24 protein-coding genes are annotated in these 26,857 nt (G+C 70.2%); 13 read left to right on the top strand and 11 right to left on the bottom strand.

The features are described 5' to 3' along the window. Nucleotides 1–15: 15 nt before the first annotated feature. Together KI385_RS11050 and KI385_RS11045 are read right to left on the bottom strand one after the other, a co-directional pair. Entirely contained in the window at nt 16–1,023 is a 1,008-nt protein-coding gene (locus tag KI385_RS11050; protein WP_238572017.1) for a lytic polysaccharide monooxygenase auxiliary activity family 9 protein, read from the bottom strand. A 309-nt stretch (nt 1,024–1,332) separates the two neighbouring features. After that, nucleotides 1,333–3,849: a SpoIIE family protein phosphatase gene (locus tag KI385_RS11045; RefSeq protein WP_238572016.1), complete on the bottom strand. Its 2,517-nt coding sequence runs from the start codon at nt 3,847–3,849 to the stop codon at nt 1,333–1,335. A gap of 192 nt (nt 3,850–4,041) precedes the next feature. On the opposite strand from KI385_RS11045, the gene KI385_RS11040 reads away from it, so the two are divergent. After that, the gene (locus KI385_RS11040) at nt 4,042–4,737 is read left to right on the top strand and encodes a class I SAM-dependent methyltransferase (RefSeq protein ID WP_238572015.1); all 696 of its coding nucleotides are present in this window, start codon (nt 4,042–4,044) and stop codon (nt 4,735–4,737) included. Nucleotides 4,738–4,824: 87 nt separating this feature from the next. Here the strand turns inward: KI385_RS11040 and KI385_RS11035 are convergent, their stop codons facing one another. Beyond that, the gene (locus KI385_RS11035) at nt 4,825–5,754 is read right to left on the bottom strand and encodes a GNAT family N-acetyltransferase (RefSeq protein ID WP_238572014.1); all 930 of its coding nucleotides are present in this window, start codon (nt 5,752–5,754) and stop codon (nt 4,825–4,827) included. Nucleotides 5,755–5,977: 223 nt separating this feature from the next. On the opposite strand from KI385_RS11035, the gene asnB reads away from it, so the two are divergent. The 9 genes from asnB to KI385_RS10990 all read left to right on the top strand — a co-directional run bounded on the left by asnB (nt 5,978) and on the right by KI385_RS10990 (nt 15,067). Then, nucleotides 5,978–7,828 carry an asparagine synthase (glutamine-hydrolyzing) gene (gene asnB, locus KI385_RS11030; RefSeq protein ID WP_238572013.1) on the top strand — a complete coding sequence of 617 codons (1,851 nt, stop codon included), beginning with the start codon at nt 5,978–5,980 and terminating at the stop codon, nt 7,826–7,828. A gap of 180 nt (nt 7,829–8,008) precedes the next feature. Next, complete coding sequence (locus tag KI385_RS11025) at nt 8,009–8,410, top strand: GntR family transcriptional regulator (protein ID WP_128509327.1); 402 nt, start codon at nt 8,009–8,011, stop codon at nt 8,408–8,410. A gap of 79 nt (nt 8,411–8,489) precedes the next feature. Further along, nucleotides 8,490–9,266 carry a dimethylargininase gene (ddaH, locus tag KI385_RS11020; protein WP_128509326.1) on the top strand — a complete coding sequence of 259 codons (777 nt, stop codon included), beginning with the start codon at nt 8,490–8,492 and terminating at the stop codon, nt 9,264–9,266. 70 nt (nt 9,267–9,336) lie between these two features. After that, nucleotides 9,337–10,299, top strand: coding sequence for a pirin family protein (locus KI385_RS11015; RefSeq protein ID WP_238572012.1), 963 nt, complete (start codon nt 9,337–9,339; stop codon nt 10,297–10,299). A 297-nt stretch (nt 10,300–10,596) separates the two neighbouring features. Further along, entirely contained in the window at nt 10,597–11,289 is a 693-nt protein-coding gene (locus KI385_RS11010; RefSeq protein WP_238572011.1) for a PEP/pyruvate-binding domain-containing protein, read from the top strand. A gap of 75 nt (nt 11,290–11,364) precedes the next feature. Beyond that, complete coding sequence (locus KI385_RS11005; protein WP_238572010.1) at nt 11,365–12,318, top strand: radical SAM protein; 954 nt, start codon at nt 11,365–11,367, stop codon at nt 12,316–12,318. A gap of 1 nt (nt 12,319) precedes the next feature. Continuing rightward, nucleotides 12,320–13,426, top strand: a complete 1,107-nt coding sequence (locus KI385_RS11000) for a PEP-utilizing enzyme (RefSeq protein WP_238572009.1) — start codon at nt 12,320–12,322, stop codon at nt 13,424–13,426. A 16-nt stretch (nt 13,427–13,442) separates the two neighbouring features. Further along, nucleotides 13,443–13,982, top strand: a complete 540-nt coding sequence (locus KI385_RS10995) for a dCTP deaminase domain-containing protein (protein ID WP_238572008.1) — start codon at nt 13,443–13,445, stop codon at nt 13,980–13,982. Nucleotides 13,983–14,038: 56 nt separating this feature from the next. Further along, nucleotides 14,039–15,067, top strand: a complete 1,029-nt coding sequence (locus KI385_RS10990) for a pentapeptide repeat-containing protein (protein WP_238572007.1) — start codon at nt 14,039–14,041, stop codon at nt 15,065–15,067. Between the two features lie 68 nt (nt 15,068–15,135). Here KI385_RS10990 and KI385_RS10985 read toward each other — a convergent pair whose 3' ends face one another. The 6 genes from KI385_RS10985 to KI385_RS10960 all read right to left on the bottom strand — a co-directional run bounded on the left by KI385_RS10985 (nt 15,136) and on the right by KI385_RS10960 (nt 22,409). Then, complete coding sequence (locus KI385_RS10985) at nt 15,136–16,251, bottom strand: pyridoxal phosphate-dependent aminotransferase (protein WP_238572006.1); 1,116 nt, start codon at nt 16,249–16,251, stop codon at nt 15,136–15,138. Nucleotides 16,252–16,302: 51 nt separating this feature from the next. Continuing rightward, entirely contained in the window at nt 16,303–17,802 is a 1,500-nt protein-coding gene (locus KI385_RS10980) for an FAD-binding oxidoreductase (RefSeq protein WP_238572005.1), read from the bottom strand. A gap of 136 nt (nt 17,803–17,938) precedes the next feature. Beyond that, the gene (locus KI385_RS10975; RefSeq protein ID WP_238572004.1) at nt 17,939–19,723 is read right to left on the bottom strand and encodes a thiamine pyrophosphate-binding protein; all 1,785 of its coding nucleotides are present in this window, start codon (nt 19,721–19,723) and stop codon (nt 17,939–17,941) included. Between the two features lie 60 nt (nt 19,724–19,783). Next, complete coding sequence (locus KI385_RS10970) at nt 19,784–20,452, bottom strand: hypothetical protein (protein ID WP_238572003.1); 669 nt, start codon at nt 20,450–20,452, stop codon at nt 19,784–19,786. Nucleotides 20,453–20,501: 49 nt separating this feature from the next. Further along, nucleotides 20,502–21,509 (bottom strand): 3-oxoacyl-ACP synthase III family protein, encoded by a 1,008-nt coding sequence (locus KI385_RS10965; protein ID WP_238572002.1) that lies wholly within the window; start codon nt 21,507–21,509, stop codon nt 20,502–20,504. Nucleotides 21,510–21,572: 63 nt separating this feature from the next. Further along, nucleotides 21,573–22,409, bottom strand: a complete 837-nt coding sequence (locus KI385_RS10960) for an NmrA family NAD(P)-binding protein (protein ID WP_238572001.1) — start codon at nt 22,407–22,409, stop codon at nt 21,573–21,575. Nucleotides 22,410–22,482: 73 nt separating this feature from the next. On the opposite strand from KI385_RS10960, the gene KI385_RS10955 reads away from it, so the two are divergent. After that, on the top strand, nt 22,483–23,442 hold the full coding sequence (locus KI385_RS10955) for an AraC family transcriptional regulator (protein WP_342593446.1): 960 nt from the start codon (nt 22,483–22,485) through the stop codon (nt 23,440–23,442). Between the two features lie 7 nt (nt 23,443–23,449). Here KI385_RS10955 and KI385_RS10950 read toward each other — a convergent pair whose 3' ends face one another. Continuing rightward, nucleotides 23,450–24,739 (bottom strand): cytochrome P450, encoded by a 1,290-nt coding sequence (locus KI385_RS10950; protein WP_238572000.1) that lies wholly within the window; start codon nt 24,737–24,739, stop codon nt 23,450–23,452. After that, on the bottom strand, nt 24,736–25,566 hold the full coding sequence (locus tag KI385_RS10945) for an alpha/beta fold hydrolase (RefSeq protein ID WP_238571999.1): 831 nt from the start codon (nt 25,564–25,566) through the stop codon (nt 24,736–24,738). The genes KI385_RS10950 and KI385_RS10945 overlap by 4 nt, the downstream gene beginning before the upstream one ends. A 166-nt stretch (nt 25,567–25,732) precedes the next feature. Between KI385_RS10945 and KI385_RS10940 the strand changes: the two genes are divergently transcribed. Next, nucleotides 25,733–26,506 carry a DUF72 domain-containing protein gene (locus KI385_RS10940; RefSeq protein WP_238571998.1) on the top strand — a complete coding sequence of 258 codons (774 nt, stop codon included), beginning with the start codon at nt 25,733–25,735 and terminating at the stop codon, nt 26,504–26,506. A 62-nt stretch (nt 26,507–26,568) separates the two neighbouring features. After that, complete coding sequence (locus KI385_RS10935) at nt 26,569–26,853, top strand: acylphosphatase (protein WP_238571997.1); 285 nt, start codon at nt 26,569–26,571, stop codon at nt 26,851–26,853. Nucleotides 26,854–26,857 lie beyond the last annotated feature (4 nt).

The raw sequence follows: 26,857 nt of genomic DNA, 5'->3' as shown, positions 1-26,857 counted from the left end.
GCCGGGGCGCCGGGCTCAGCCGCGGTGCCGGGCGGCCTTGCGGCGGGTGGTGGTGAACAGGACCGCGGCACCCATGGCCAGGACGGCCGCGCCGCCGATGGCCATCGGGGCGGTGGAGCTGTCACCACCGGTCTCCGCCAGCCGCTGACCGCCGGCCGGCCGGGCACCGCCGTCGGGCTTCGCCGCGTTGCCACTTCCGCCCGAACCACCGGCCGGCGCCGGGGCGTCGACGGCGTCCGACGCTGCCGCATCGGTGTGGCTGCCCGTGCCGCCGTGGCCGTGCCGGCTCATGTCCATCGACGACTTGTCGGCACCCGCCGCGATCTGGGCGTCGGTCGGCGCGGAGGCGGTCGGCGCGGGCGCCGCCGGGCCGCCGGATCCGCCGCCGGCCTTCCCGAAGACCACGTCCGAGCAGGTGTAGAACGCCTCCGGGCTGTCCGACCGCTGCCAGATGCTGTAGATCAGATGGCGCCCGGACCGCGCCGGCACCTTCCCGTCGAAGACGTATTCCCCGTTGGTCAGCGTCGGATCGGTGACCTTCGCGAACGGCTTCGACTCCAGGTCGGACCACTTCAGCGGCTTGGTCGGGTCATAGCCGGCCTTGGTGAGGTACAGCTCGAAGGACCCCTTGTGCGGGGCGGTGGCCCTGTAGTGGAACGTGTGGTTGCCGGCCCGCAGGGTGGAGGACGGCCAGTCGGCGCGCGGCAGGTCCAGGCCCTTGAACTTGTCATCGCCGCCGCTGCAGAGCTTGCCGTCCGGGATCTTCTCCTTCGACCGACCGCCGGCGTTGCCGTCCCGGACACCGTTCCAGTCGTAGAGCGCCTGCGCCCCGCCGGCCTGCACGGCGGCCTTGCACGCCGCGGACCGCGGGCTCTCCGGCCCCTCCGCGTAGCAGGCCGAGACCCGGCTGACGGGGTCCGACATCGAACCGTGCGCGGCGGCCGGACCCGCGGTGAGCACGGTGAGCGTGAGCGGGGCGATACCGACCAGCGCGATCCCGGTGGCCTTACGACGAGCGGTCATCGTGGGGGTCTCCTTCATCAGTTGCGTCGAGCGGGGAAGAGCGGGCCACGAGGCAGCGGGGTGGTGGTGGGGGGTCGGGATACGGACGACGGCGCCGTCCCCCGGTGACGGCGCCGACGGCCCGCAACGCCGCCTTGCGAGACGCACGCTAGCCCCGCTGAACAGCGCATTTGACGCCCGAAGGCCGATCCTGAGGATCTTTATGGTGTGCTTAAGACACGGCTAAGCGGGGGCACAGGCAGGCGGGGCGAAAACGGGCATCGGGCGGTCGGCCGTACGGCTGCCCTGGACGAGCTGAGGGGCCCGTGCTCACCGGCCGTCGGGGTCGGTGAGGAGGGCCGAGGCGTCGAGGTCTTCGGCGAGCGCGCTCAGGTCGCTCGCGGGTCCGTCGCCGGCCGCGGCCCGGAGCGGCAGTTCGGCCCAGATGATCTTTCCCTGAGGGGTGTAACGGGTGCCCCACCGCTGGGCGTACTGGGCGATCAGGAACAGCCCCCGGCCGCCCTCGTCGGTCGTCCGGGCATGGCGGAGGTGCGGCGAGGTGCTGCTGGCGTCCGACACCTCACAGATCAGCGTCCGCGCCCGGATCATCCGCAGGCCGATCGGCCCGGAAGCGTGCCGGACGGCATTGGTGACCAACTCGCTGACGATCAGCTCGGCGGAGAACAGCAGATCCTCCAGGTCCCACTCCGTCAGCTGACCATCAGCGGACTTGCGGGCCTCGGCGACCGCCGAGGGGTCGGCGGGAATGTCCCACGTGGCCAGCTGCGACTGGGGCAGCGCCCGGGTACGCGCCAGCAGCAGCGCCACATCATCGACCGGCCGGGCGCCGGGCAGGCTGTTGATGACGGTCTCGCAGATGTCCTCCAGCGGAGCCTGCGGATCGGTCAGGGCGCTGCGCAGCCGGCTGATCCCGCCGTCGAGATCGAGAGCCTTGTCCAGCAGAAGCCCGTTGGTGTAGAGAGCCAGCAGACTCCCTTCCGGCAACGGCAGTTCGGCCGATTCGAAGGGCATACCGCCCAGCCCCAGCGGGGGCCCGGTCGGCAGCTCCAGGAGCTGACCGGCGCCGGTGGGACCGACCAGCAGCGGCTCGGGGTGACCGGCGCGGGCCAGCGTGCACGAGCAGGCGACCGGGTCGTAGACCGCGTACAGACAGGTGGCACCGACCACGCCGTCGTCGGTGTTCGTGTCGTCGGCGACCCGGTTGACCATGTCGTCCAGATGGGCCAGCACCTCCTCCGGGGACAGGTCCAGGTCGGCGAGGGTCTGCACCGCGGCGCGCAGCCGCCCCATCGTGGCCGCTGCGTGCACGCCGTGGCCGACCACATCACCGACCACCAGCGCGACCCGGGCTCCCGACAGCGGGATCACATCGAACCAGTCGCCGCCCACCCCGCTGAGCGAGTCGGCGGGCAGATAGCGGTAGGCCGCCTCCACCGCGCACTGCTCGGGCAGATCCCGGGGCAGCAGGCTGTGCTGGAGGGTGAGCGCCGCGGTGTGCTCGCGGGTGTAGCGGCGGGCGTTGTCGATGGAGATCGCGGCGCGGGTGACGAACTCCTCCGCGAGCACCAGATCGTCGGGCTGGAACGGCCCGATGGGCTGCCAGCGGGCGAACGTGGCCGCGCCCAGGAAGATGCCCCGCGCGCGCAGCGGCACCACCATCAGCGAGTGGAAGCCGAGCTCGCGCAGATGCGCGGCCCGCGCCGGGTCCTCGGCCGCCCAGTCACCGCCCGCGAGATCCAGCGTCTGCAGCAGCGTGGAATTGCCCTCGGTCAGGCTCAGCACGACGGGCGCCGACGGGGGATAGGCGGTCGGCTCCCCGACGGAGACCACCGCCTCGGGGCAGCCCTCCCGGACGGACTGCTGTCCCGCCCGGCGCATGGTGAGCAGATCCGGGGCGTCGACCGGCCCGGGAACCGGCTCTTCGCCGGAGAGCTGCGCATCGAGCAGATCGACGGTGACGAAGTCGGCGAAATCGGGCACCGCCACATCGGCGAGCTCCTGTGCCGTCTGCCAGACGTCCAGCGAACCGCCGATACGTTCACCGGCCCTGTTCAGCAGCGCCATCCGCTGCCGGGCCCGGTAACTCTCCGTGACGTCGAGCACCATGTAGCAGACGCCGAGCGACTGGTGCGCCTCGTCCTCCAGACGAAAGAACGAGGTGGAGTAGGCGTGCTCACGCTGCGGATCGGACTGCGGGCGGCCCAGGTACTCGTAGCCGACCGACGGGGTGCCGGTGTCCAGCACCCGGCGCATCTCCGCCTCGATCGATTCCACCGCGAGGCCGGGCTGCACCTGCCCCAACCGCTTCCCGAGGCGCTCCTCGCGGGTGGCACCGCCCATCCGCACCAGGGCGTCGTTCAGCCACACATACTCCAGGTCGCAGTTCACCATGCCCACGCCGATCGGCGACATCCCAAGGATGCCCTCCAGCAGCGACCGGCTCGCTCCCGACCAGGGCGCCTGTGCCATCTCCGCGGCAAGGACGAGACGTGCGGAGCGGTTTCGGGCGTCCACGACCGGCAGGATGCGGAATTCCAGGTCGAGTCGGTGCCCGTCCTTGTGCCGTACGGCTTCCAGCCCGCTCCAGCCGTCCGTCTCCGCAAGCCGGGCCTCCCACCTGCGGTCCGGCGCCGACTCGGGGTCCACCACGGCGAAGAGGTCCGCCAGGCGCCTGCCGAGCGCCTCGGCCACCGAATGGCCGAGAAGACGCTCCGCGCCCTCGGACCAGCCCTGCGCCACCCCGGCGCGATCGGCCATCACCACGGCCGTCCGCGCGAGGTCGAAGACGCCGACTCCGGAGAGGCGGCTGCTCTGGGAGGCACACATATGACCGATCCAATGCCGGTAGCACCATGCGACGGGCCCGCTTCACGGCGGCGCCGTCGCATCCCACCGGCGCCTCCCACGGTACTCCCTCACCCTGGCCGGGCGCTCTTCCCGGCGCCCGCCACCGGCCGTGCGGCGCCCGCCGGATCGCGGTCGTCCCGCGTTGTCAGTGGTCGCTGTCATCATCGGCGTATGAGCACCCACGCGCCCGCCGAACCGTCCCGGCAGACCGTCGACGAACCCCCCAACCAGCCCGCCGACCAGGCGAAATCGCCCCTGCCGGTGGAGGGTGCCGCCTACTGGGACGCGGCCGCCGAGACCTTCGACGACGAGCCCGACCACGGACTTGGCGACCCCGCCGTCCGTGCCGCCTGGGCCGCCCGGCTGCGCGGGTGGCTGCCGTCCGGGCCCGCGGACATCCTCGACCTGGGCTGCGGCACGGGAAGCCTGGCCCTGCTCGCCGCCGAGCAGGGTCATCGCCTCACGGGCCTCGACCGCTCACCGCGCATGATCGCGCGGGCCCGCGCCAAGCTCGCCGGGCGGGACGCCACTTTCCTGGTCGGCGATGCGGCCGAACCACCCGTGGGGGAGCGGCGGTTCGATGTCGTCCTGGTGCGCCATGTCCTGTGGGCGCTCCCCGACCAGCCGGCCGCGCTGCGCCGGTGGGCCGGTCTGCTCGCTCCCGGCGGCCGGCTGGTGCTGGTGGAGGGCCGCTGGGGCGAGGCCGACCCGATCGGCATACCGGCTGCCGAACTCACCGCCCTCGTCCGGCCGTTGGCGGCGCGTATGTATGTGGAGGAGCTCTCCCGCGACCCGGCGTTGTGGGGCAAGGAGGTGTCCGACGAACGGTATGCGCTGATCGCCGATCTCCCCGTCAGGAGGCCTTGATCCGCGACGTCGTGGTGCGGGCAGCTCCCGGACGCGGCCCGGGGGAGAGTTCGGACCGCGGTCGGTGAACGAGGGCTTGAGAGACCGTCACCCTCGCCCCAAACCCCGTACATGTCGCCACTCCACGGCGAACGGCCGGTAGCCGAAGCCGTGATTGATCGCGAGCATCGGGGCGTTGTCGGCGTCATTGCCGGTGAAGGCCTCGGTGCAGCCGGCGTCGCGGGCGCGGTGGAGGGAGGCCGTCTTGGCCAGTCGGGCCAGGCCCCGGCCGCGGAAGGCACGACGGGTGCCGGTCATGGCGGAGGCGTAGCGGCCGAGGCCGTCGGTGGCGGCCAGGCTGAAGGCGGCGACCTCGCCGTCGACGGTCACCACCGCGCTGAGGTCCGGGTCGACATAGGGGTGTTCCCAGGTACGCCGCAGCCAGTCCTCGTAGGTGAGGGCGTCGCTCGCGACATCGCCGGGCTCGTCCGCGGTGGCCTCGGCGTCCGCCGCGTACAGCGGGTGCGGGTCGTCCTCGAAGTCCGCACCGGTGTGCAGCCGGACGCCGGGTGGCGGCGCGGCGGGCAGCGGCGGCAGGTCGGCCGCGGCGAGGTCGAGGCGGAGGAAGCGGCCCTGGCGGGTGCGGCGGTAGCCGTGGCGTTGCGCGAAGGCCAGCGCGCCGGGCTCGTCGGCCGCCCAGGCGAAGAGATGGGTGGCGCCGGCCGCCAAGAGATGCTCCTCGGCCGAAGTCAGCAGGGCGTGGCCGACGCCCCGGCCGCGGTGGTCGGGATGGACCTGCGGGGAGGCCGTGGCCTGGCCGGGGACGCTGCTGTCGTGCAGCAGCATGGCGCGGACCGAGCCGACGACCCTGCCGTCCCGCTCGGCGACCAGGAGCCGCAGCCGCTGCTCCGCGGTGGCGGCGGAGACCTCCCAGGCGATGCCCTGCGGGGTGGCGAGCAGAAAGGGCACCGTGGCCCGTCTCAGGTCGGCGACAGCCTTGGCGTCGGCGGGGCGGAAGTCGCGCACGGTAATCGTCATGACGGCGGACGGTACGCGCCGATGCGCCGTTTTGCCTCCCCTTTTCCGGCGTGCGGGGGGTGGTTGGCCTCCGCTTTTCCGTACAGCGGTGAGCGGGTGGCTCATTCCGGACGGTCCGCCCCCGACATAAGTGGCCCATACAACTATCCGGGCATACGGTGATCGTGCAGGCCGCCGCCGGGACGCGACGGCCCGCCGTCCACGTATGGAGGGAGCCGCGCATATGTGCGGAATCACCGGATGGATCTCCTACGACACCGACCTGACCACCCAGCGCCCCACGCTTGAGGCGATGACCGGGACCATGGCCTGCCGCGGCCCCGACGCCGCCGGCATCTGGCTCGACACCCACGCCGCGTTCGGTCACCGCAGGCTCGCCGTCATCGACATCGACGGCGGCAAGCAGCCCATGACCGTCGAACACGACGGCCGCACGCTGATCGTCACCACCTACAGCGGCGAGGTCTACAACTACCGCGAACTCCGCGCCGAGCTGGAGAAGCTGGGCCACACCTTCCGCACGAACAGCGACACCGAAGTGGTGCTGCACGCCTACCTCCAATGGGGCGAGGCGTTCGCCGAGCGCCTCAACGGCATGTACGCCTTCGCCCTCTGGGACCCACGAACCCAGGAACTCCTGCTGATACGCGACCGGATGGGCATCAAGCCGCTCTACTACCACCCCACCCCCGACGGTGTGCTGTTCGGCTCCGAGCCCAAGGCGATCCTCGCCCACCCCTCGGTACGCCCCGTCGTCGACGCCGAGGGCCTCGCCGAGCTGATCACCTTCACCAAGACCCCGGGCCACGCCGTCTACAAGGGCATGCACGAAGTACGCCCCGGCCATATCGTCCGGGTCGACCGCGGCGGGCTGACCGTCAAGCGCTACTGGGCCCTGGAGGCCCGCGAACACACCGATGACCTCGACACCACCGTCGCGCACATCCGCGCACTGCTCGATGACATCGTCGCCCGCCAGCTGATCGCCGATGTGCCGCTGTGCACCCTGCTCTCCGGCGGCCTCGACTCGTCCGCCATCACCGCGCTCGCCGCCGGCGCACTGTCCGCCCAGGGCAGCGGCCCGGTCCGCTCGTTCGCCGTCGACTTCACCGGCTACACCGAGAACTTCAAACCCGACAACCTGCGCGGCACCCCCGACGGGCCGTACGCGCACGCCCTCGCCGAGCATGTCCGCTCCGACCACCACGACATCGTCCTGGACACCGCCGCCCTGACGGACCCCGGCCACCGCGCCGCGGTGCTCGCCGCCCGCGACCTGCCCAACGGCTTCGGCGACGGCGACACCTCCCTCTACCTCCTGTTCAAGGCCGTACGCGAACAGTCCACGGTCGCCCTGTCCGGCGAATCCGCCGACGAGGTCTTCGGCGGCTACCGCTGGTTCCACGACCCCGAGTCCGTCGACGCCGACACCTTCCCCTGGGTCGCGGCTGGCGTCTCCGGCCGCTTCTCCGGCGGCAACGCCACCCGCGAGGCGCTGCTGGACCCCGGCCTCCTCGGCAAGCTCGACCTGCCCGGATACGAGCTGCGCCGCTACCGCGAGGCGCTCACCGAAGTGCCCTACCTGGACAGCGACACCGGCCACCAGCGCCGGATGCGCGAGGTCAGCTATCTGCATCTGACCCGCTTCGTACAGATCCTGCTCGACCGCAAGGACCGGGCCAGCATGGCCGTCGGCCTGGAGGTCCGCGTCCCGTTCTGCGACCACCGCCTGGTCGACTATGTCTTCAACACCCCCTGGTCGATGAAGACCTTCGACGGCCGGGAGAAGTCACTGCTGCGCGCCGCCACCCGCGATGTGCTGCCCGACCTGGTCGCCGACCGGGTCAAGAGCCCCTACCCCAGCACCCAGGACCCCCGCTACAGCGAGGCCCTGCGCGCCGAGCTCAAGGACCTGGCCGCCGACCGCGACGCCCCCGTCCGCCCGCTGCTGGACTCCGGTGCCGTCACCGAGGCCACCGCCGACGGCGCGGCCTGCGACATCCGCCCCGGCGCCGAACTGCTCCTCGGAATGAACGCCTGGCTGCGGACGACCGGCACCACCCTGGAGGTGTGAAGACCGGCACCACCCTGGAGGTGTGAAGACCGGCGGCACCCTGGAGGTGTGAAGAAGGTTTCCGCCGCCTCCCGGCACGGCGGGCGCTCCTGGCGCACAATGGATGCGACAAAACACGCGCACCGACGGGTACGAGCACACCCCGCACCCGCCCGCCACCACCAGCACCAGGAGCGCCCCGTGTCCCCGCAGGCCCCGACCTCGACCCTCACCCTCACCATCGACCCGGCGTCCGCCGTCGCGCCGTTCGAGCAGGTACGCACCCAGATCGCGGACCGGGCCAGGGACGGCGGCCTGCCGGTCGGCTACAAACTTCCCACCGTCCGCGGCCTCGCCGAGGACCTCGGCCTCGCCGCCAACACCGTCGCCAAGGCCTACCGCGCCCTGGAGAGCGACGGTGTGATCGAGACCCGCGGCCGCAACGGCAGCTTCATCGCGGCGGCCGGCGAGGCCGCCGACAAGGAAGCCGCCGCGGCCGCCGAGAACTACGCCCGCCGCGCCCAGCGGCTCGGCCTGGACCACCGCGCCGCCCTCGCCGCCGTCGAGGACGCCCTGCGCGCCACCTACGGCACCGGCGCCTGACCGGAGCCCTCCCACCGGCGCCTGGCCGGAGCCCTCCGGCACGACGCACGGCCCCACCCCACCCGGCCCAAGGAGCAGCATGCCCAGCAAGCAGGCGCTCGTCCGCCGCCCCGGCCCCCGGCTCGCCGAGGGCCTGGTCACCCATATCGACCGGCGCCCGGTCGACCCCGCGCGGGCGCTGCGCCAGTGGGAGTCCTACGTACAGACGCTGCGCGACCACGGCTGGCAGACCACCGAAGTGGCCCCCGCCGACGACTGCCCCGACGCGGTGTTCATCGAGGACACCATGGTCATGTTCCGCAATGTCGCGCTGCTCGCCCGCCCCGGCGCCGGTCCCCGCCGACCCGAGGTGGCCGCCGCACGCGCGGCGGCCGAGGCGCTCGGCTGCTCCGTCAACGAGGTCCGGGCGCCCGGCACGCTGGACGGCGGCGATGTCCTCAAGGTCGGCGACACCGTCTACGTCGGCCGCGGCGGCCGCACCAACGCCGACGGTGTACGCCAACTCCGCGCCGCCTTCGAGCCCTTGGGCGCCCGCGTGGTCGCCGTACCGGTGAGCCGGGTGCTGCATCTCAAGTCCGCGGTGACCGCCCTCCCGGACGGCACCGTGATCGGCTACCCGCCCCTGGTCGACGACCCGGCCGCCTTCCCGCGCTTCCGGCCCGTCCCCGAGGAGTCCGGCGCACATGTCGTACTGCTCGGCGGCGGCAAGCTGCTGATGGCCGCCGGCGCCCCCAGAAGCGCCGAGCTCTTCACCGACCTCGGCTACCAGCCCGTCGTCGTGGACATCGGCGAGTTCGAGAAGCTGGAGGGCTGTGTGACCTGCCTGTCCGTACGGCTGCGCGAGCTCTATGCATGACGGGACATCACGCCGCGGCCCCTCGTGTGCCTGCCAGGGCCCTCCACCCGGCCCCGCCTATCGTGGCGCCATGAGCAACCTCGATCTCAGACCCGCACCCAATCTGTGCGGAGGCAACAGCCGTACGGGCCCGGTCCGCGACGTCCAGCCCGGCAAGCAGGTACCCCTCGGCGAGAGCACCGTCGTCCGCAGACTGCTGCCCAACCTCGGCCGGCGGATGGTCGGCGCCTGGTGCTTCGTCGACCACTACGGCCCCGACGACATCGCCGACGAGCCCGGCATGCAGGTGCCGCCGCACCCGCACATGGGCCTGCAGACCGTCAGCTGGCTGCACGAGGGCGAGGTGCTGCACCGCGACAGCCTCGGCAGCCTGCAGACCGTACGGCCCCGCGAGCTGGGCCTGATGACCTCGGGCCGGGCCATCGCCCACTCCGAGGAGTCCCCGCACGGCCACGGCCGGCTGCTGCACGGTGCCCAGCTGTGGGTGGCACTGCCCGGCGAACACCGCGAGACCGCCCCGGCCTTCGAGCACCACGCCGACCTGCCCGTGATCACCGGTGGCGGCGGGCTCTCCGCCACCGTCATCCTCGGCGAACTGGACGGCGCCACCTCCCCCGGCACCACCTACTCCCCGCTGTCCGGCGCCGACCTCACCCTCGCCGCCGGCACCGACACCCGCCTGCCGGTCGACCCCGACTTCGAGTACGCCGCACTGACCATCTCCGGCGAGAGCGAGGTCGACGGCGTCCGACTGGCCCCCGGCGCACTCCTCTACCTGGGCTGCGGCCGCAACGAACTGCCCCTGCGCGCCGACTCCGACAGCAGCCTCCTGCTCCTCGGCGGCGAGCCCTTCGAGGAACAGCTGGTGATGTGGTGGAACTTCGTGGGCCGCTCCCACGAGGACATCGCACAGGCCCGCACGGACTGGATGACCGGCACCCGCTTCGGCGACGTGCACGGCTACGACGGCGACCGGCTGCCCGCCCCCGAGCTGCCGCCCGGGCCCCTGAAGCCGCGCGGGCGGGTGCGCTGAGCCGAGCCCATGGTCCTTGTGTCAGCTGGTGCACCGTCCGCGAGGAGCCTGGGCCGCGGCGCTCGGCAGGGCTGTGGATGCCGGAGTTGGGCGTGGTGGTCGTGGGGCTGTGGGGGAGGGGAGCGGGGGCGGTCGACTTGGCCAACTCGCGGTGACGGAGTGCCATGAGCCCCTACACTGCGCAGTGTGGCGATCATCACGTTAGGCCGTGTTGGTACATCGGACGAGGTGGGCTCCAAGGCAGCCACGCTCGCGAGGCTGTTGCGTGAAGGGCTGCGCGTGCCACGGGGCTTCTGTGTGCCTGCCCCGACGCTCGACGATGTGGAGTGCGAGGGCGTGACCGAGGAACTCGGGCTCGCCTTGGCGGAACTGGGGGCGGGGCACGTCGTCGTACGTTCCTCGGCGCTCGGTGAGGACGGAGCGGCCCGCTCCTTCGCGGGGGTGTTCGCCTCCGTGATGCCCGTGAAGGCCGATGTCGAGTGCGTACGCGCGGCGCTGAGGCAGGTACGGGCCTCGGCCGCGTCGCCCTCGGCGGCGGCCTACCGCTCGGCGCTGGGGTATCGCGAGGACACGCGGATGGCCGCTCTCGTCCAGGAGATGATCGTGCCGGTCTCGTCCGGCGTCATGTTCACCGCCCATCCGGTCACCGGGAAGCGGCAGTTCCTGGTGGAGTCGTCATGGGGGTTCTGCCACACCGTGGTGGCCGGGGGAAGCACGCCGGACCGGTTCACCGTGGACGTTTCGGGGCGCGTCCTGGAGCAGGTCGTGGCGGGCAAGGAACGCATGGTGGGGCTGGTCGGTGAGGACATCGCTGCTCTTCCGGTGGGTCCGGCGTCGAGGGACACGGTGTCGCTGTCCGCCGGGGACCTGCAGGATCTGGTGAGGCTGGGAGGCGAGTGCGAAGCCTTGCTCGGCGGGCCGCAGGACATCGAGTGGGCCAGCGCCGACGGCCGGATGTGGATCGTGCAGAGCCGGCCCATCACCGTCTGAGCCGTCCGGCTTTCCCTGCCCGCCAAGGGCCCGAGAGAAGGCAACGGGTGAAGAATGCATGTCCCCTCCGTCGACGTGTACACCACCTTTCGCTGCAACATGCGGTGCCGGCACTGCTTCATCGGCGATCTCCTCGATTCCCCGGTCGACCTCGGCTGGGACCTCTTGGAGGGGTTCCTGAAGACAGCCAGGGCGCGCTGGGGCTCCAGAGAGGTCGCATACCTCGGCGGGGAACCCACGCTCTATCCGCATCTCGGCACGGCCATCACCCTCGCGCAGCAGCTGGACTACCGGGTGCGTGTGGTGTCCAACGGTGGCGCTTCGCTGCGCAGGCTCGTCAGCTCCCGTCCTGGCGGCAGCCCCTTTCACGTCGCCGTCAGTTTCGACGGTTCCGCACCGGACGCGCATGACGGCGTCCGGCAGCGAGGCTCCTTCGCTCAGGCCGTACGGAGTGTCGAAACCGCGCGCGCTCACGGGCACACGGTCTCCGGCATCCTCTCGGTCGGCCGTCACAACAGGGCCGATGCCTTGGGCACGTTGCGGCTGCTCGCACAGCTCGGCCTGGATCACGTCAACGTCCACTACGTCTCGAACCGCGGCTTCGCCGGCCGCGATCTGCCGATGCCGGTACGGGACTGGCTCGCCCTGCGCGCGCAGGTACGGGAGATGGGGCTCGCGATCCCCTTGAGGTATGAGAGGGCATTCGCCCGCGACAGCCGGCCGCTGGACTGCGCGGTGGAGAACGGGTCGGAGCTGATGCTCTTCCCGGACGGGAGGGTGTTCCAGTGCTCCATGTTCCTCGGCAGTCACGACGGCCACAGTCACCGGTGGGACGGGACGGCCCTGGTACCCAATCCTTCGTTCGCGCTGCCGCGGCACCAGGGCTCCGGCGCCGGCCGGCACTGCCCCGCGATGGCGGCGATCAACGGCGAACTGTGCGCCGAGGCGGAGGCCGCCGAGCGGCACGTCGCCTGCATCTTCGACAAAGAGAACCTCGGTGCCGCTCGTGGTGAGAAGGAGAAGGACTGACATGGCACGACCCACCCCGCAGGAATATTTCCGCCGCCATTCCGCCCTGGCGGACTGGCTGGCCCACGTCCGGCCGGAGCGCCGCGACGCCATCCTCGCCGAGGACTCCACACGCGCGGCGAGACTCGGCCTCCTGCACGAACTGATGGGCCTGCCCATCCTGGCGACCACCCACTTCAGCGGTGGCGAACTCGCGGCCCGGGCACGGTCGTTCGAGAGTTTCCGGGCCTCGGCCGAGGGCGCCTACGCCGTACGGGCCTTTCACCGCAGCGACGAAAGTGTGCTGAGGAACCGCAATCTGCCCGTCCCGGAGCTGACCAGCTGGCTGGAGTCCAAGGCCGGCGACCTCGACCAGTACGACATCGAGTTCTCCCCCCATATGCCGAACGCTTGGGCCACGATCTTTGTGGTGACGTCCGACGGGGTGATCGGCGAGGTCGTGCGCGGCAGCCTCCGTCAGCTCACCCAGGGGGACCACACCGCCGCGTCGCCGAGCACGTACGTATACGACTTCACCGACTGGCACGTCGAGCCCCATCAGCCCCGGTACGAGCAGATCGCCCGGTCGGTGCTGGAGTTCACACGGGCGGGCAAGGACGCGCAGACCGCGCTGAGACGGCGCCTGGACTGCGGCTTCACCGCGGACGGCCATCTGCAGGGCTACTACGAAGCCGTCGTGGACCCGGGCGGGGACCTCCGGTTCATCGACTTCAACATCGCGCTCGGCCGGCGGCTGGAATCCTCCTACCTGGAGCTGATCCGGTCGCAGCAGGGGACGCTGCGCGACGAGGTGCACGGTCTGACGGCGAGCCGGGGGAGCGCGCAGGGCGTCGCCCGTGTGCTGATCCACCGCGAGGCCGACGCGCGGGACCTGGCCGACGGGGAGGTCCTCGTGTGTGTGGAGCCCACGCCCGACATGATCCCGTTGATCGCCCGGGCCTCCGCGCTCGTCGCCGACCGGGGAGGGCTGCTGAGCCACTGTTCCGTGGTGTGCCGGGAGATGGGCATTCCGTGCGTGGTGGGCACCGTCAACGCCACGGAGGTGATCCAGAGCGGACGGCAGGTGGTGGTGGAGGCGGACTCGGGGACGGTCCGGGTCGTCGCATGACGAACGAGGGGGACGTGTGCATCTGTGCAACAAGCGCGAGATCGACGAGCTCATGGCGGCGGGAAGCCTGGAGATCCATCCCGCCGGGCACTTCCTGGACGAGCACAGGGTGGCTCTGCACCTCCACGAGCTGTACGAGGTGGTCGGAGACGTCGACCTGCGGGCGCCGCACGGAACGGCCGTGGAACGGATCGCCCTGCCGGACGCCCGGCTGAGCCCGGAGTCGTTCTACCTCGGTGTGACGCGCGAACGCCTGTCGCTGGGACTGGGCCTGGCGGCCTCGCTGCACACGCGGTCGCGGTACGCGCGGCTGGGCCTGGAGACGCTGCAGTCGTCCAACTTCGTCGTTCCGGGATTCGGAAACGCGAAACCCGCACCGATCGTCTTCGAGATCACGGTCCGCCGGCCCACCCGCGGACTCGACTCCGAGGAGGTGTACTGCTTCCTCAACGTGTACCGGATCGCGTTTCCCCGTACAGCACCCAACACCAAGGACTACACCAGCAGATTCCCGATGCTCAGGCGGCACCGGGTGGGCGGAGGCAGGCAGTCGTGACGTCGTTCCAAGGGCGGTGGGAGCCGCGCTCGTTCGCGGGTCAGACATTCATCGGAGTGGATTTCTCCAACCGGTGTCTGGTCGGCGCGGACTTCTCGGGAGCTGTCTGCAAGGACTGCGATTTCTCGGACAGCGACCTGAGCATGGCGAACTTCTCGGGCGCCGACCTCTACCGGTGCAAGTTCCTGCGGTCCGTGCTGTACGCAGTGGAACTGGACGGGGCGAACCTCACCCGCGCCGACTTTCGCGGTGCGTACACCTACGGCTGGCTTCTCAACGATTCGGCCAACGTCACCTATGCCAGTCTGCTCGGATTCGAGCTGGAGTCGCGCCGCCGCTCGGTCTCCTTCTCGGCGGACGACCCCCAGAACGTGCGGGAGATCCCCTTCGGCCAGGTGATACCCGACACCTCCGAGCTGTGCCGGCGCAGCTACCAAGTCGGCCGGTTCAGCTTCACCTTCGACGACCTCGACGCGCAGGAAGCCGCCCTGCAGCGCTCTCAGATCTACAACCGGCTCAAGCGGCTGTACCGGGAGAACCACAATGGCCAGGCGGCGCTGCACTGTCAGTTCTACGAGCGGTACTACCTCACGCGCTCGTTCTACAAATACAGCCCTCTGACCGGTGGCCAGTACCGCGACCAGATCGCCCGTACCGTCGTCCGCACCGTCTTCTCCTACGCGACCGAGTGGCTCAGCGGATACGGCGTCCGGCCACTACGGATCGTGCGCAATATCGCCACGCTCTTCGCCGCCTTCCTGCTGATGGCATGGTTGATCACCGGCTCCTCGACCGGGAGCGGTGTCATCTACCAGGGCCCCGGTATCGCCGTCCAGGCCCCCGCCGGGGCGGACACCGGTGCCTCCCGGCGGACAGTGGTCCAAAGGAGCGACGACCTGGGCAAGGACGGAAGCGATATCGGGCGGCTCGCCCAGTACTCCGCCCTGGCGCTGATCAGTCCGGAGCTGAACCAGTTCACGCCGTACGGTGCCATGATTCCGCTGGCCCTGGTGTATTTCGCCCTGTCCGCCTGCCTGTTGGCGCTGTTGTTCTCGTCGGTCTTCCTACGGCTGCTCAGCGAGTGAGGGGGTTTTGCACTCCCTCGGCTGCGGTACCGGCGGATACCGCAGCCAGGTCGCGCCGGGCGCCTTGGTCAGCCGCCCCCTGACCCTATGGACGTATGCGCCAGGGCCGTCACGAAACGGTCGATCTCCTCGCGGGTGCCCACGGTGATGCGGATGCTGTCGGGTGCGCCCCAGGTGGCCAGTGAGCGTACGAGGATTCCTTGGAGTTCCAGTTCGGCCGCGATGACGTCGGCGTTGCCCACGCGTGCCTGGAGGAAGTTGCCGACCGAGGGCAGGGAGGGCACGCCGAGGGCGGTCAGGGCGTCGGCGAGGAGTCCGCGTTGGGTGATCGTTTCGTGGCGTCGGTGGGCGATCTCGTGGGCGGGTGCGGCGAGTGAGGCCTTGGCGGCCACCAGTCCGAGCGTGTTGACCTCGAAGGGAACCTGAGCGGACATGGCCGCTTGGACGAGGCCGGGGGGCATGACGGCGTATCCGACACGTAAGCCGGCGAGCCCGTAGATCTTGGAGAAGGTGCGCAGGACCACCAGGCGGTGCGCGTGCGGTGCCGCGTACTCCGCAATGCCGTCCGGGTAATCCGGGTGGTCGACGTACTCGAAGTACGCCTCGTCCAGGACAGGGACGACATGCGAGGGCAGCGCGTCGAGGAAGGTGGAGATCTCGTCGCGGGTGAGCATTCCTCCCGAGGGGTTGTTCGGGTTGGCCAGGTAGGCGAGCTTCGTGCGGGGTGTGATCGCACGCAGCAGCGCTTCGGTGTCGAAGGAGCCGTCCGGGGTGAGGGGCACCCCTACGGGAGTGGCTCCCCTCTTGAGCGTTTCGAGGTGATAGGCGAGGAAGCTCGGGCGTCCGAACACCACCTCGTCACCGGGTTCCAGGAGACACAGGGACAGATGGTGCATGACGGCGGTGGTGCCGCCCGCGACGAATATGCGCTCTTCAGGGATGGCGTGATGGGCGGCCAGGGCTCTGCGGAGCGTCGCGTAGTTCCCTTCGGGGTAGCGGTTCCCCGCCGCTATGGCCGCCTCGACGGCCTGTTGCGCCGAGGGGAGCGGACCGTAGCTGCCTTCGTTCTGGGCGAGTTGGATGAGCGGGCCCGTGGTGCTCTCCGGTGTGCGGCGGAGCACCGCCACGCCTCCGGCGCCGTACCGGGACAGTTGGGTGAGCGCGGGCCTGATGTGGAACGTCATGTCTGATCCCCCGTCGATGACGCCCGTTGCCGGACCGAGGCCTCGGGGGCGTCAGTCCGGGAGGGCGATGGAGAGTTCGTGGCCGAAGATGCCGAGCGGGTTCCAGCGCGCCCTGACCCGCTGGAGCCTGGGGTAGTTGTCCTTGAAATACAGCTCGTGCCACGGAACCTTCGCGGGGTTGTCGATGAGGTCGAGGTCCGGGTAGTTGATGTAGCTGCCGTCGGTCCGGTCGTTGATCGCCGGCACACCACCGGTCGCGGCGAACAGGTCGTGGTAGAAGCCTCGAACCCACGAGAGATGCTGTTCGTCCTGGCTTGCCTCGGTCCACATGCTGACCAGGTGCGCCAGCATGATCGAGTCGCGGTGCGGATATGCCGTGGCGTTCGGCGCAACGGCGTTGATCCGGCCGCCGAAGGAGATGAACATGAGCCGGGCGCCGGGGTTTTGGTAGTTGACCTGCGTCAGGTGGTGGTACATGGCCGAGATCTGGTCCTCGGTCCAGCTCTTGCGCAGCTGCGCCACCTTGGCCTTGAACCGCAGCGTCGGGGTCTCCGGACCGTTGAACCCGTTCCACTGGGTGGAGTGCAGCCAGCCCAGTTCCTGCCGCTCCTCGCGGTGGGCGACGTCGACACCCGCGCCGACGGCTTTGACGAACTGGTCCAGGCGCGCGGTGGCATCCGGCGATGTCGCGTCGACCTGGGTGTGCATGGTGACCGTGCCGGCCGCCAGCGGAGCCGGCTCCAGCTGGCTGAACAGATCCGCGTTGTCCGTGTCGACGGCGCTGTTCGCCTCGTGCCAGGTGCCGAAGTTCCGTACGAGCCTGCTGAACGCCGCCGCGGGCAGGTCCGACCACGACCAGGTGACGGTGCTGACCAGCACCCTGCTTGGGGGCTGCGGCAGGAGGTCTGCCGGGTCGTGACCGGTCGCGCCCGGCGACCGGAACCAGTAGCGGACCACGCACCCGAAGTTTCCGCCCCCGCCCCCGGTGTGTGCCCAGAACAGGTCCCGGTGGGGATCGTTGGCCTCACGGGTGGCGATGACGGTACGCACCCGCCGGTGGGCGTCGACGACGACCACCTCGATGGCGTAGAGGTGGTCGATCACGAGTCCGTGCTGCCGCGACAGCAGACCGTATCCACCGCCCAGCGCATGCCCGCCGATGCCGACGCTCGGGCACGACCCGCCGGGCAGTGTCACGCCCCACCCCTTGTACAGCGCGTTGTAGACATCGCCGAGCGTGGCACCGGCCTCGACCGCGAACGCCCTGCGGCGGGCGTCGTAATACACCTGCTTCATCGGCGATATGTCGATGATGACGCGGCCGTCGACCAGCCCTTCGTAGCAGTGCCCACCGCTGCGAACGGCGATCCGTGCCTTGCTGCGGAGGGCCTCCTCGACCGCTTCGATCACCTGGTGCGTGGACGAGACGAGCTGGACATAGTCCGGTGAGCTGGTCCACCGCTGGTTGGCGCCGGTGACCAGATCGTCGAATCGGCGGTCCTTCGGTTCCACGGTGATCGGGCAACCGAGGCCACTCGAATCCTGTTGCATGGGTACCTCCCTGACCGGCACCCGCGCAGGGGAGGGTGCCGGTCGTGGTTGTCGTGTGGGTGTGGGGTGGGGTGGGTGCCCCAAGAGGTGCCGTGTCCTGCGGAGAGGTGCTGTGCCCTGCGGAGCGGGGCGTGCCCTACGAAGAAAGGGCGGCGCAGGTGAGGGCCTCGGATGCCCTCGGCACGGGCACGGGCACGGTCGGCTCGTCCGGAGGAAGGAGCGTGGTGAACGGCGGCATCTCCTCGGCCGGAATGCGCAGTTCAAGCACTCCGGGGAGGTCCGGGTGGCGCTCGTGGTAGTCGGCGAGGTGAGTGCGCAACTCGTCGGCCGTGCCCGCGCTTGCGACCCACAGACTCTCGGCCGCACCCAGGCCACGGGCCAATTGGGCGACGTTCACCGGCGCATAGTGCACACACTCGATCCGCGCGTCGAAGAACGTCTGCTGCCGGGTGACACACATCCCGTGCATGTTGTTGTTGAAGATCACGAAGAGCACCGGGAGGCGCAGGTCGACGGCCGTGTGCAGTTCGAGCCCGTTCATCAGGAAGGCGCCGTCACCGCACAGCACGGTGGTACGGGTTCCGGGCGGCGAGCCCAGCTGGGCACCGACGGCGGCAGCCAAGCTGTAGCCCATGCCTCCCATACCGAGCGCGATGGTCGATGTTCCGCCGGCCGGCACGTCGGACAGATGGATCGCCGCCGACGCGCAGTTGCCGGCGTCGAGCACCACATGCCCGTTCCGGGGAAGGTGCGACTCCAGGAGGGCGAGGGCCTCGCTCTGCCGCAGGTCGTCCCCCGTGAAGCCGTGCCCCGACGGGCGGGACGGTACCGAGGGTGCGAGCCTGGGCAGGAACCTGCGGAGCTCGTACGCGGCCGGCGGCGGCACCTGGAAGGGTTCCACCTCCCAAAGCCGCAACAGGTGCTCGAAGGTGAGACCGGCGTCGCCCTGGACCACGATCCGCGGGTTGACGGCCCGCACGACCTCCCCCGGGTCGAGGTTGACCACCGCCACCGCGGCGCCGTTCAACTCCGCGACGGGGCCGCGGGTCATCATGTTCAGCCCGGCGCCTATGGCGACGACCAGGTCGGCGTCGAGAACGGTGTCCACCACGGAGGTGTGGCCGGCGACGCCGAGCACGCCGAGATAGCGCGGGTCGTCATTGGGGAACTCGGCCCGCGCGGACATGGTGGTCGCCACGGGAACACCGGTGAGCTGCGCGAACCGGACCACCGCCGACGGGTTGCTGCTCCGGCGCACACCGTGCCCCAGCACGAAGACCGGCCGCTTCGCCCGGGATATCTCGTCGAAGAGCAGGCGCGTCGCGTGGTGGTCGAACACCGGGCGCTCCGCCACGTCCGCCAAGGTCTCGGGGTAGTCGTCGGGGCGGTCCCCGACCTCCACCTCGAACACGTCGCGGGGCACCAGGAGCGCCACGGGACCGGGCCGCCCGCTGAGCGCCGTACGGGCGGCGTCCAGCACATCGCGCCAGAACGTGTCCGGCGCGCCCAGCTTGATGACTTTCTTGGTGAGGGCGCCCAGCATCGCTTCCGCGTCCACCGTCCGGCCGATGCCCGAGGCGTCCTGGAACGCGCCGCGGCCTTCCAAGACGGTGGGCGGCTGGCCGATCAGGGCGAGTACGGGCACGGATTCGGCGTAGGACTCGGCGAGGCCGACGGCGAGGTTCATCATGCCCCCGCCCGAGGTCGAGCAGCAGACCCCCAGCGTGCGGTGCACCCTCGCCCGGGCGTCGGCCATGAAGGCCGCACCGTCTTCGCGGCGGGCCATCACCGATTGAAGTTTTCCCTGCCCGAGCCGGTGGATGGCGTCGTGCAGGTGCTCAATGTTCGCTCCGCTGACCCCGAACACGTAGCGCGTGTTCCAGTCGCGTAAGAGTGTGACGAGCGCATCGGAAACGCGCATCTGTAATCCCCCGTTTGTCCGCCGCATTCCGACGGCGAACGTGTGCGTCAGTTTGCTCGCTCAGCTTTTGGGCGTGGTCCGTGCCCCGGAGCCGAAGCGGCTCTCAAGGATGGTCTTGAGGTTCTTTGTCTCGATCTTGTGGATCGCGTCGAAGTTCGGCCAGATGTCACCCACCCAGTAGCGGTCGGTCCTGGCGCGGCCCGCCCGGATGTAGTCAGGGACGTCCGTGACGGAGCGGTCGTAGTACGGGTGCTTGCAGTTGGTCCACAGCACGACCGTCCCGGGCCGGTTCAGGGTGCGGGTGGCGTCGATGACGGTGAAGTAGTAGCGCATCCACAGTTCGTGGCCCTGGTCCCAGGCGCACGGGTAGTTGATGACGCCGTGCTCGGGGCCCTTGAGCGGATCCGCGCGCACGAATATCTCGGTGTTCGGCTGGATCGCTTCCCGCCCGCGGTACATTCCGCCGCCGACGTAGGAGAGATCGCGGATGCTGAAGGTCCACTCCTCCAGCGAGTGCACGTCCGCGCAGTATTCAAAGACGACGTCGTACGGCACCTCGATGTATTCGGCGAGCGAGCAGTACCCGCCGAATATTTCCTCGTGTGTGTAGGTCTCCTTCGTCATGTCGCGCATCAGTTTCTCGATGTCGCTGCTGCTGGTGTTCTCGCAGCGCACCAGATCCAGCGCGGGGAGGTCCGAGCCCTCCGTCGGATCGTCGTGGGATGTCATGAGATCGCTCTCCCGTCAGTTCGGGTGTGCACAGAAGGGTGGCCGTTGACTATCCGCGTCGGCCGTTCCACCGCACCGTCATCGCACTCACCAGGTCGCCCCCGTTGGAGAACGTGCCGAAGGCGAGCAGATCGCCTTGCCGCACCAGTCCTTCGTCCAAGGCGTCCGCGAGGGTCACCGGGATCGACCCATGGAAGAGATTGCCGTACTTGCCGAGGGTGTCGTGGGCGCGCGGCACATCGATCCCGCACCGCCTGCGCCATTCCGCGAGATACTCGTCGTTCGGCTGGTGGGTGATGAGCAGCGACACATCCTCGGCGGTGACGCCGGCCTTTTTCAATGCCTGGGCGACGGCCTCGGGAACCAGCGTCAGCGCGTTCTCGCGCAGCGACTCCAGCCGTTCCCGGGTGAAGTTGACGGTGATGGGCCCGCAGCCCCGCTCCCAGTAGTTCTTGAACGTGCCGTCCACGAAGTCGGGTTCGAAGCGCAACAGCCCGTAGTTCGAGCCGTGTGAGCGCTCATGGGCAGACAGTATGGACGGGGCGCCAGGCGTCAGCAGGGTCGCCGTGGCGCCGTCACCGAGTACCCGCGAGCGCGTCGAACGCTGGAATTCCGGCAGCCGGGAAACGAAATTGGTCACCGTGAGCACCACGATGTTTCGGTGCCGGCCGGATTCGATGAAGGCCTGTGCCGTGCGCAGCCCCGACAGCCATGAACAGCAACTCGTGTCGATCTGCAGGATCGTCGCGTCGTCCGCGCCGATCCTGCCCTGGACAGCCGACCCGATGCCAGGCCAATAGGTGTCGTTGAACTGGCAGCTGTAGATGATGAGATCGAGCTCGCCGGCACGCAGACCGGTCCGGTCGAGCAGTTTTTGTACGGCGAGCACGCCGAGATCCGCCGATGTGTGCTCGGGCGAGGCGAATCGGCGCTCCGCAACGCCTCGGAAGAAGGCGTGCTCCGCCCATTCGTCCGCACCGTCCGAGTGCTCGGCATTGGAGACCACTCGGTCGGGCATGAAGCTGACCACATCGACGATCCGCGCAGACAGCGGCATCTCAACCCCCCCAGGTCAAGAAAGTGTGCTCTGAAGGCTCCCCCCGGCCTTGCCGCGCCGGAATTACTTCGGCTCCCCCCACTTGCCCTCGGCGGCCGAACGGTTGACGTAGGTCTTGAAGTCGGCGGGCTGCCGCCCGAGAGCCTGCTGCACCCCCTCGCTGAGCTGTGCGTCCCAGCCGTTCCGGATCACCTCGAACAGGCCGGCGAGCAGCCCCGCGTGCTCGGCCGGCAGCCCGGCGGAGGTGGCGCCGCGAACGAAGTCCTCCTGCGGGATGTCGAGGAAGCGCACCGGACGGTTCAGCGCCTCACCGATCAGCGTGGCGGCATCCCCGAACGACAGTGCCTCCGGCCCGCTGAGCTCGTAGATCTGCCCGGCGTGCCGGCCGTCGGTAAGGGCGGCGACGGCGACGTCGGCGATGTCCTCCGCGTCCACGAACGGGACCTTCCCGTCGCCGGCCGGCGCCGCGATCACGCCGTTCACCACCTGCGGCTGGAAGAACTCCTCGCTGAAATTCTGCGCGAACCACGCCGGACGCACCACGGTCCACTCCGCTCCGGAGTCGCGCACCGCGCGTTCACAGGTGAGAGCGTCCGGATGGTCGGCGCGGTCGATGCCCCGCGCGGAGAGCAGTACCAGCCGCTGCACCCCCTGTTCCACGGCGCGCCGCACAAAGCCGGGCACCAGTGCCACCTGCTGGCTCGGAAGCGCCGGAGGCACCAGATACAGGGCCTTGGCACCCGTCAGGGCGCTGTGCCAGGTGGAGTCGTCCTGCCAGTCGAAAGGCGCCTCGGTGGATCGCGATACGGGCCGGGCCTGGTGTCCGGCGGCACGGAGCTTGCTGACCACGCGTCGCCCGGTCTTGCCAGTCCCCCCGAGGACGGTCACGGTTTGAGTCATGGACGAGAGCCAACCGGACAGTGTGCGGTGAAGGCATGGCTGAGAGTCCACGAGGCATGTCTGTTCGTCTACGGTGACCCTCGTGGATGTGCTCGCGGACTTACTCCGGCATTCCAGGGCGCGTGGTGCCGCCGTCGCACGGTCGATCGTTCAACCACCGTGGTCCGTCTGTTACGCGGATGCGGCACCGGTGTCCATCCAAGCGGTCGTACGGGGCAGCGCCTGGCTGCTCCGGGACGGCGATCCGCCGCGGAAGATGCACGCCGGGGACATCGCGGTGGTCCGGGGCCCGGAACCGCACACCCTGGCCGATGACCCCGCCACCCCCGTGCGCATCGTCGTCTACGGCCCGGACCGGTGCGCGCTGGCCGGCGAACCTCCCGACAGGGCGGGAGACCGCTGGCGCGTCTCCGCGGGACACACCTACGGGCAGCAGCACGACGGCGAAACGGCCATCATCCGAGGCGCTTACCAATTCGCCGGAGATGTTTCGCCCTGGCTTCTGGAGTCGTTGCCTCCGGCCCTGATCCTGTCCGGCGCGAGCGGCGCCGACGCGGTCCTCGAACTCGTCGCCGCGGAGGTCGACCGGCCCGAACCCGTCCAGCCCGTGGTGCTGGACCGGCTGCTCGACCTGCTGTTCATGGTCTCGTTACGCACCTGGTCCGCCCGGATGGACACCGACGTGCCCCGCTGGCACAAGGCCCTCGCCGACCCCGAAATCGGCCACGCACTGCAACTGCTGCACAAGGACCCGGCCCGCCCCTGGACCGTCAGCAAGCTGGCCGAGACCGTCGGATTGTCCCGGTCAGGATTTGCCCGACGCTTCCATGCACTCGTCGGGCAGCCCCCGATGAACTATCTGGCGCATTGGCGCGTCTCGCTCGCGGCCGAACTCCTGACGGAGTCGGACCAGACACTGGACGGTATCGCCCGCACCGTCGGTTACGCCGATGCCTTTTCCCTCAGTACCACCTTCAAACGGGTCAGAGGAATCAGTCCCAACGATTACCGGGACGGCGGACGGGTGCGCTGACCTGGGGTTACGGGGGCGGATCGGCCACCAGCCGCAGCGGGAGCGACTTCAGACCGTGGATGAAGTTCGACACCAGCCGCCGCGGCGGACCGGCGACCGCCAGGGCGGGCAGCAGAGTGCGGGTCTCTTCGTACAGCACCCGCAACTGCAACCGGGCGAAGTGCGCGCCCAGGCAGAGGTGCGGGCCGTCGCCGAAAGAGACATGGGGATTTGGGGTACGGCCCGGATCCAGTCGATGCGGCACGGCGAAGACCCGCTCGTCGTAATTCGCCGAGCCGTGGAAAACCACCACTTTGTCGCCGGTACGGATCGGACGGCCGGCCAATTCGGTGTCGCACGCCGCGGTCCGGCGGAAACTGAGCACCGGCGGATGCCAGCGCAGCAGCTCCTCCGTACATGTCGCCGCCCCCACCTCTCCGGTGCGCAGCGCGCGGTATGCGTCCGGGTGCCGGGCCAGCGCCAGCAGGCCCCCGGGGGCCGCGCTGCGTACGGTGTCGTTGCCCGCGATGGTCAGCAGGAAGAAGAACATCTCCAGTTCGGGCGTGGCCAGTTCGTCGTCCGAGGCGAGTACGGTCATGACGTCGTCGCCCGGGTGCCGTCGTTTGAAGGCGGCCAGCTCCCGCGCGAAGGCGAACATGTCGCCCAGCATCGACGGGGAGCGCGGGTCGGCGGGACGTCCGTCCGGGCCGGACGCGGGCGGGCCCGCTTCGTCCGGGTCCTGGTAGCCGATGACGCGCCGGGTCCAGTCCAGGAGCAGCCCGCGCTCAGCGGCCGGCACCCCGAGCAGGTCGGCGAGGTTGAGCAGCGCGAAGTCGTCCGTGACCTCGGCGACGATGTCGCACACCCCGTCCCGTGTGCGCGCCGCATCGACCGCCGCCGCCAGCAGACCACGGGCCCGCTCGCGTACGGCGGCCCGGAAACGGTCGACCCGGCCAGGGGTGAAGGCACGACTGACCGATCGGCGCAGCCGCCCGTGGTCCGGGGGATCCTGGTTGAGCATCATGCGGCGGATGAACGGCAGATCAGCAGGGTCGGGATCCCGGATCTGGGTGGCGCCCAGGTGGGAGGAGAAGGTGCGCGCGTCCTTCAGGACCCGTACGACGTCCTCGTGCCGCGTGACCGCCCAGAAGCCGGGACCGGCGGGCCAGCCGAGCACCTCGTGCTCCTCCTGCCAGGCCACCGGCTGCCGCTCGCGCAGCAGCCGGTACGCCGCGTGCGGAAGCCCGTCCGCGTAGCCGCGCGGGTCGAAGACGTCCGGCACGTCCGGGTCCGCGGCACGGGCTGCGTGCACGGTCATCCGGCGTCCGCCCCGGCACCGTCACTGCCGCCATCGCCATCGCCATCGCCATCGCTGTCACTGCCGGCACGCAGAAAATCCTCCACGGCCCGGATCAGCTCCAGCGGTGTCTCGTCCATGGCGTAGTGCCCCGCCGACGGCAGCTCGACCAGCGCGCCGTTGGCGTACCACCGCATCCATGTCTGACGCGTCAGCTCGGCGTTCAGCGCGGGATCCAGCGCCCCGGTCACCGCCAGCGCCGGCACCGCCGAGCCCTCGACCTCGGCCGCGAAGCCGTCCCCGGCCCAGGAGTCCAGCCAGGCACGGAACGCCGTCGGATCGCTGCGCTCCAGTGACCGCCGCACCATCCGGTCCAGCCAAGCGGCCGGACGCTGCCCGCCGGTGGTGAGGTCGATGATGGCCCGCCGGTTCTCCGGGATGTGTGCCGCGGAGGAGAACAGCTCCCACTGCGGCGGTGGCAGGGGCAGCCCGGAGGCGGGAACCGGAGAGATGCCGACCAGCCTGCGCACCCGGTGCGGCGCCGCGGCCAGCACACGCTGGACGACGCTGCCGCCCATCGAATGGCCGATCACCGAGAACCGGTCCCAGCCCAGCCGGTCGGCGAGCGCCAGCACATCGGCCGCCCCCTCGCCCGTGGTGTACGCGCCGCCCGCACCCTTCGCCTCGCCGTAGCCACGGAGATCGACCAGGGCGTACTGGAACGCGTCCTGGTCCAGATCCGGCACGATCGTGTCGAAGGCGGACCGGTCGGCGAACCACCCGTGCACGGCGATGACCTTGTGCGATCCCCCGCCGTGCAGGGCATGGGGCAGTGCGAAGGAAGCCACGCTCACTCCAAACGTCAGAGAACCTGCCGAAAACGTGTCAGAGAACCTGCCGACGGCCAATGGCCACATCCCCACCACACTGGCCGTAACGTCCGCACCCCGCAAGGGCGTCACGACCAGGCGATTCGCTGATACGGCCGGCCCCCGAACGGGCAGGGATCCGGACATGACCGTCCTCGTCGGAACCTCCGGCTGGCAGTACAAGGACTGGCGCGACGTCCTTTACCCGCAGGGACGGCCGCAGCGGCTGTGGCTGGAGGAGTACGCGCTGCACTTCGCCACCGTCGAGAACAACGCCGCCTTCTACCGGCTGCCCGAGGAGAAGACCTTCGCGGACTGGCGGGACCGGACCCCCGACGGGTTCGTGATGGCCGTCAAGGCCAGCCGCTATCTGACGCACATCAAGCGGCTGCGCGACCCGGAGGAGCCGGTCGCCCGGCTGATGTCGCACGCCGCCGGCCTCGGCCCCCGGCTCGGGCCCGTACTGCTCCAGCTGCCGCCCACACTGCACGCGGACGCCGGGCTGCTGGACGCCTGCCTCGGCTGCTTCCCCGCCGGCACGCGAGTGGCCGTCGAGCCCCGCCACGACTCCTGGTGGACCGCCAAGGTCCGTACGGTGCTGGAGCGGCGGGGCGCCGCGCTGTGCTGGGCGGACCGCGGATCCCGGCCCGTGACGCCCCTCTGGCGGACCGCCGACTGGGGGTATCTGCGCTTCCACGAGGGCCGCGCGGAACCCTGGCCCCGCTACGGCGGACAGGCACTCACCACCTGGGCGCGGCGGATCGCCGACACCTGGCCGGACCACGCCGACGTCTACACCTACTTCAACAACGATGTGGAAGGAGCCGCCGTTCTCGACGCCACCGGCTTCGCCCGCGCCGTCTCGGCCACGGGCCGCTCCGTGAGCCGCACACCGCCCGGGCGTGGCTCCGCCCGCTGACCGCGGCGCGGGGATATATCTGCGCTCGTACCGCCTGGGCGAACGAACGAGGTGAGGCACGGATGATCCGCAGACGGGTGGTGGTCTCCGGACAGGTGCACGGTGTGTTCTTCCGTGACACCTGCCGGCGCATGGCGGGCGAGCACAAAGTGGCCGGCTGGGTACGGAACCTTCCGGACGGCACGGTCGAGGCCCTCTTCGAGGGCGATCCCGCGAGCGTGCAGAAACTGGTGGACTGGGCGCACGAGGGTCCCCCCATGGCGACCGTGTCTTCGGTGTCGGTACGGGAGGAGGAGCCGGAGGGCCTGAGCGGCTTCGAGGTCTGGGAGACGCCTGCCGGGTATTGACGCA

This window comes from Streptomyces inhibens (assembly GCF_022221585.1).
Classification (GTDB): domain Bacteria; phylum Actinomycetota; class Actinomycetes; order Streptomycetales; family Streptomycetaceae; genus Streptomyces; species Streptomyces inhibens.
The sequence above is the reverse complement of the archived record's forward strand: the minus strand, read 5'-3'. Positions and strand labels throughout refer to the sequence as shown.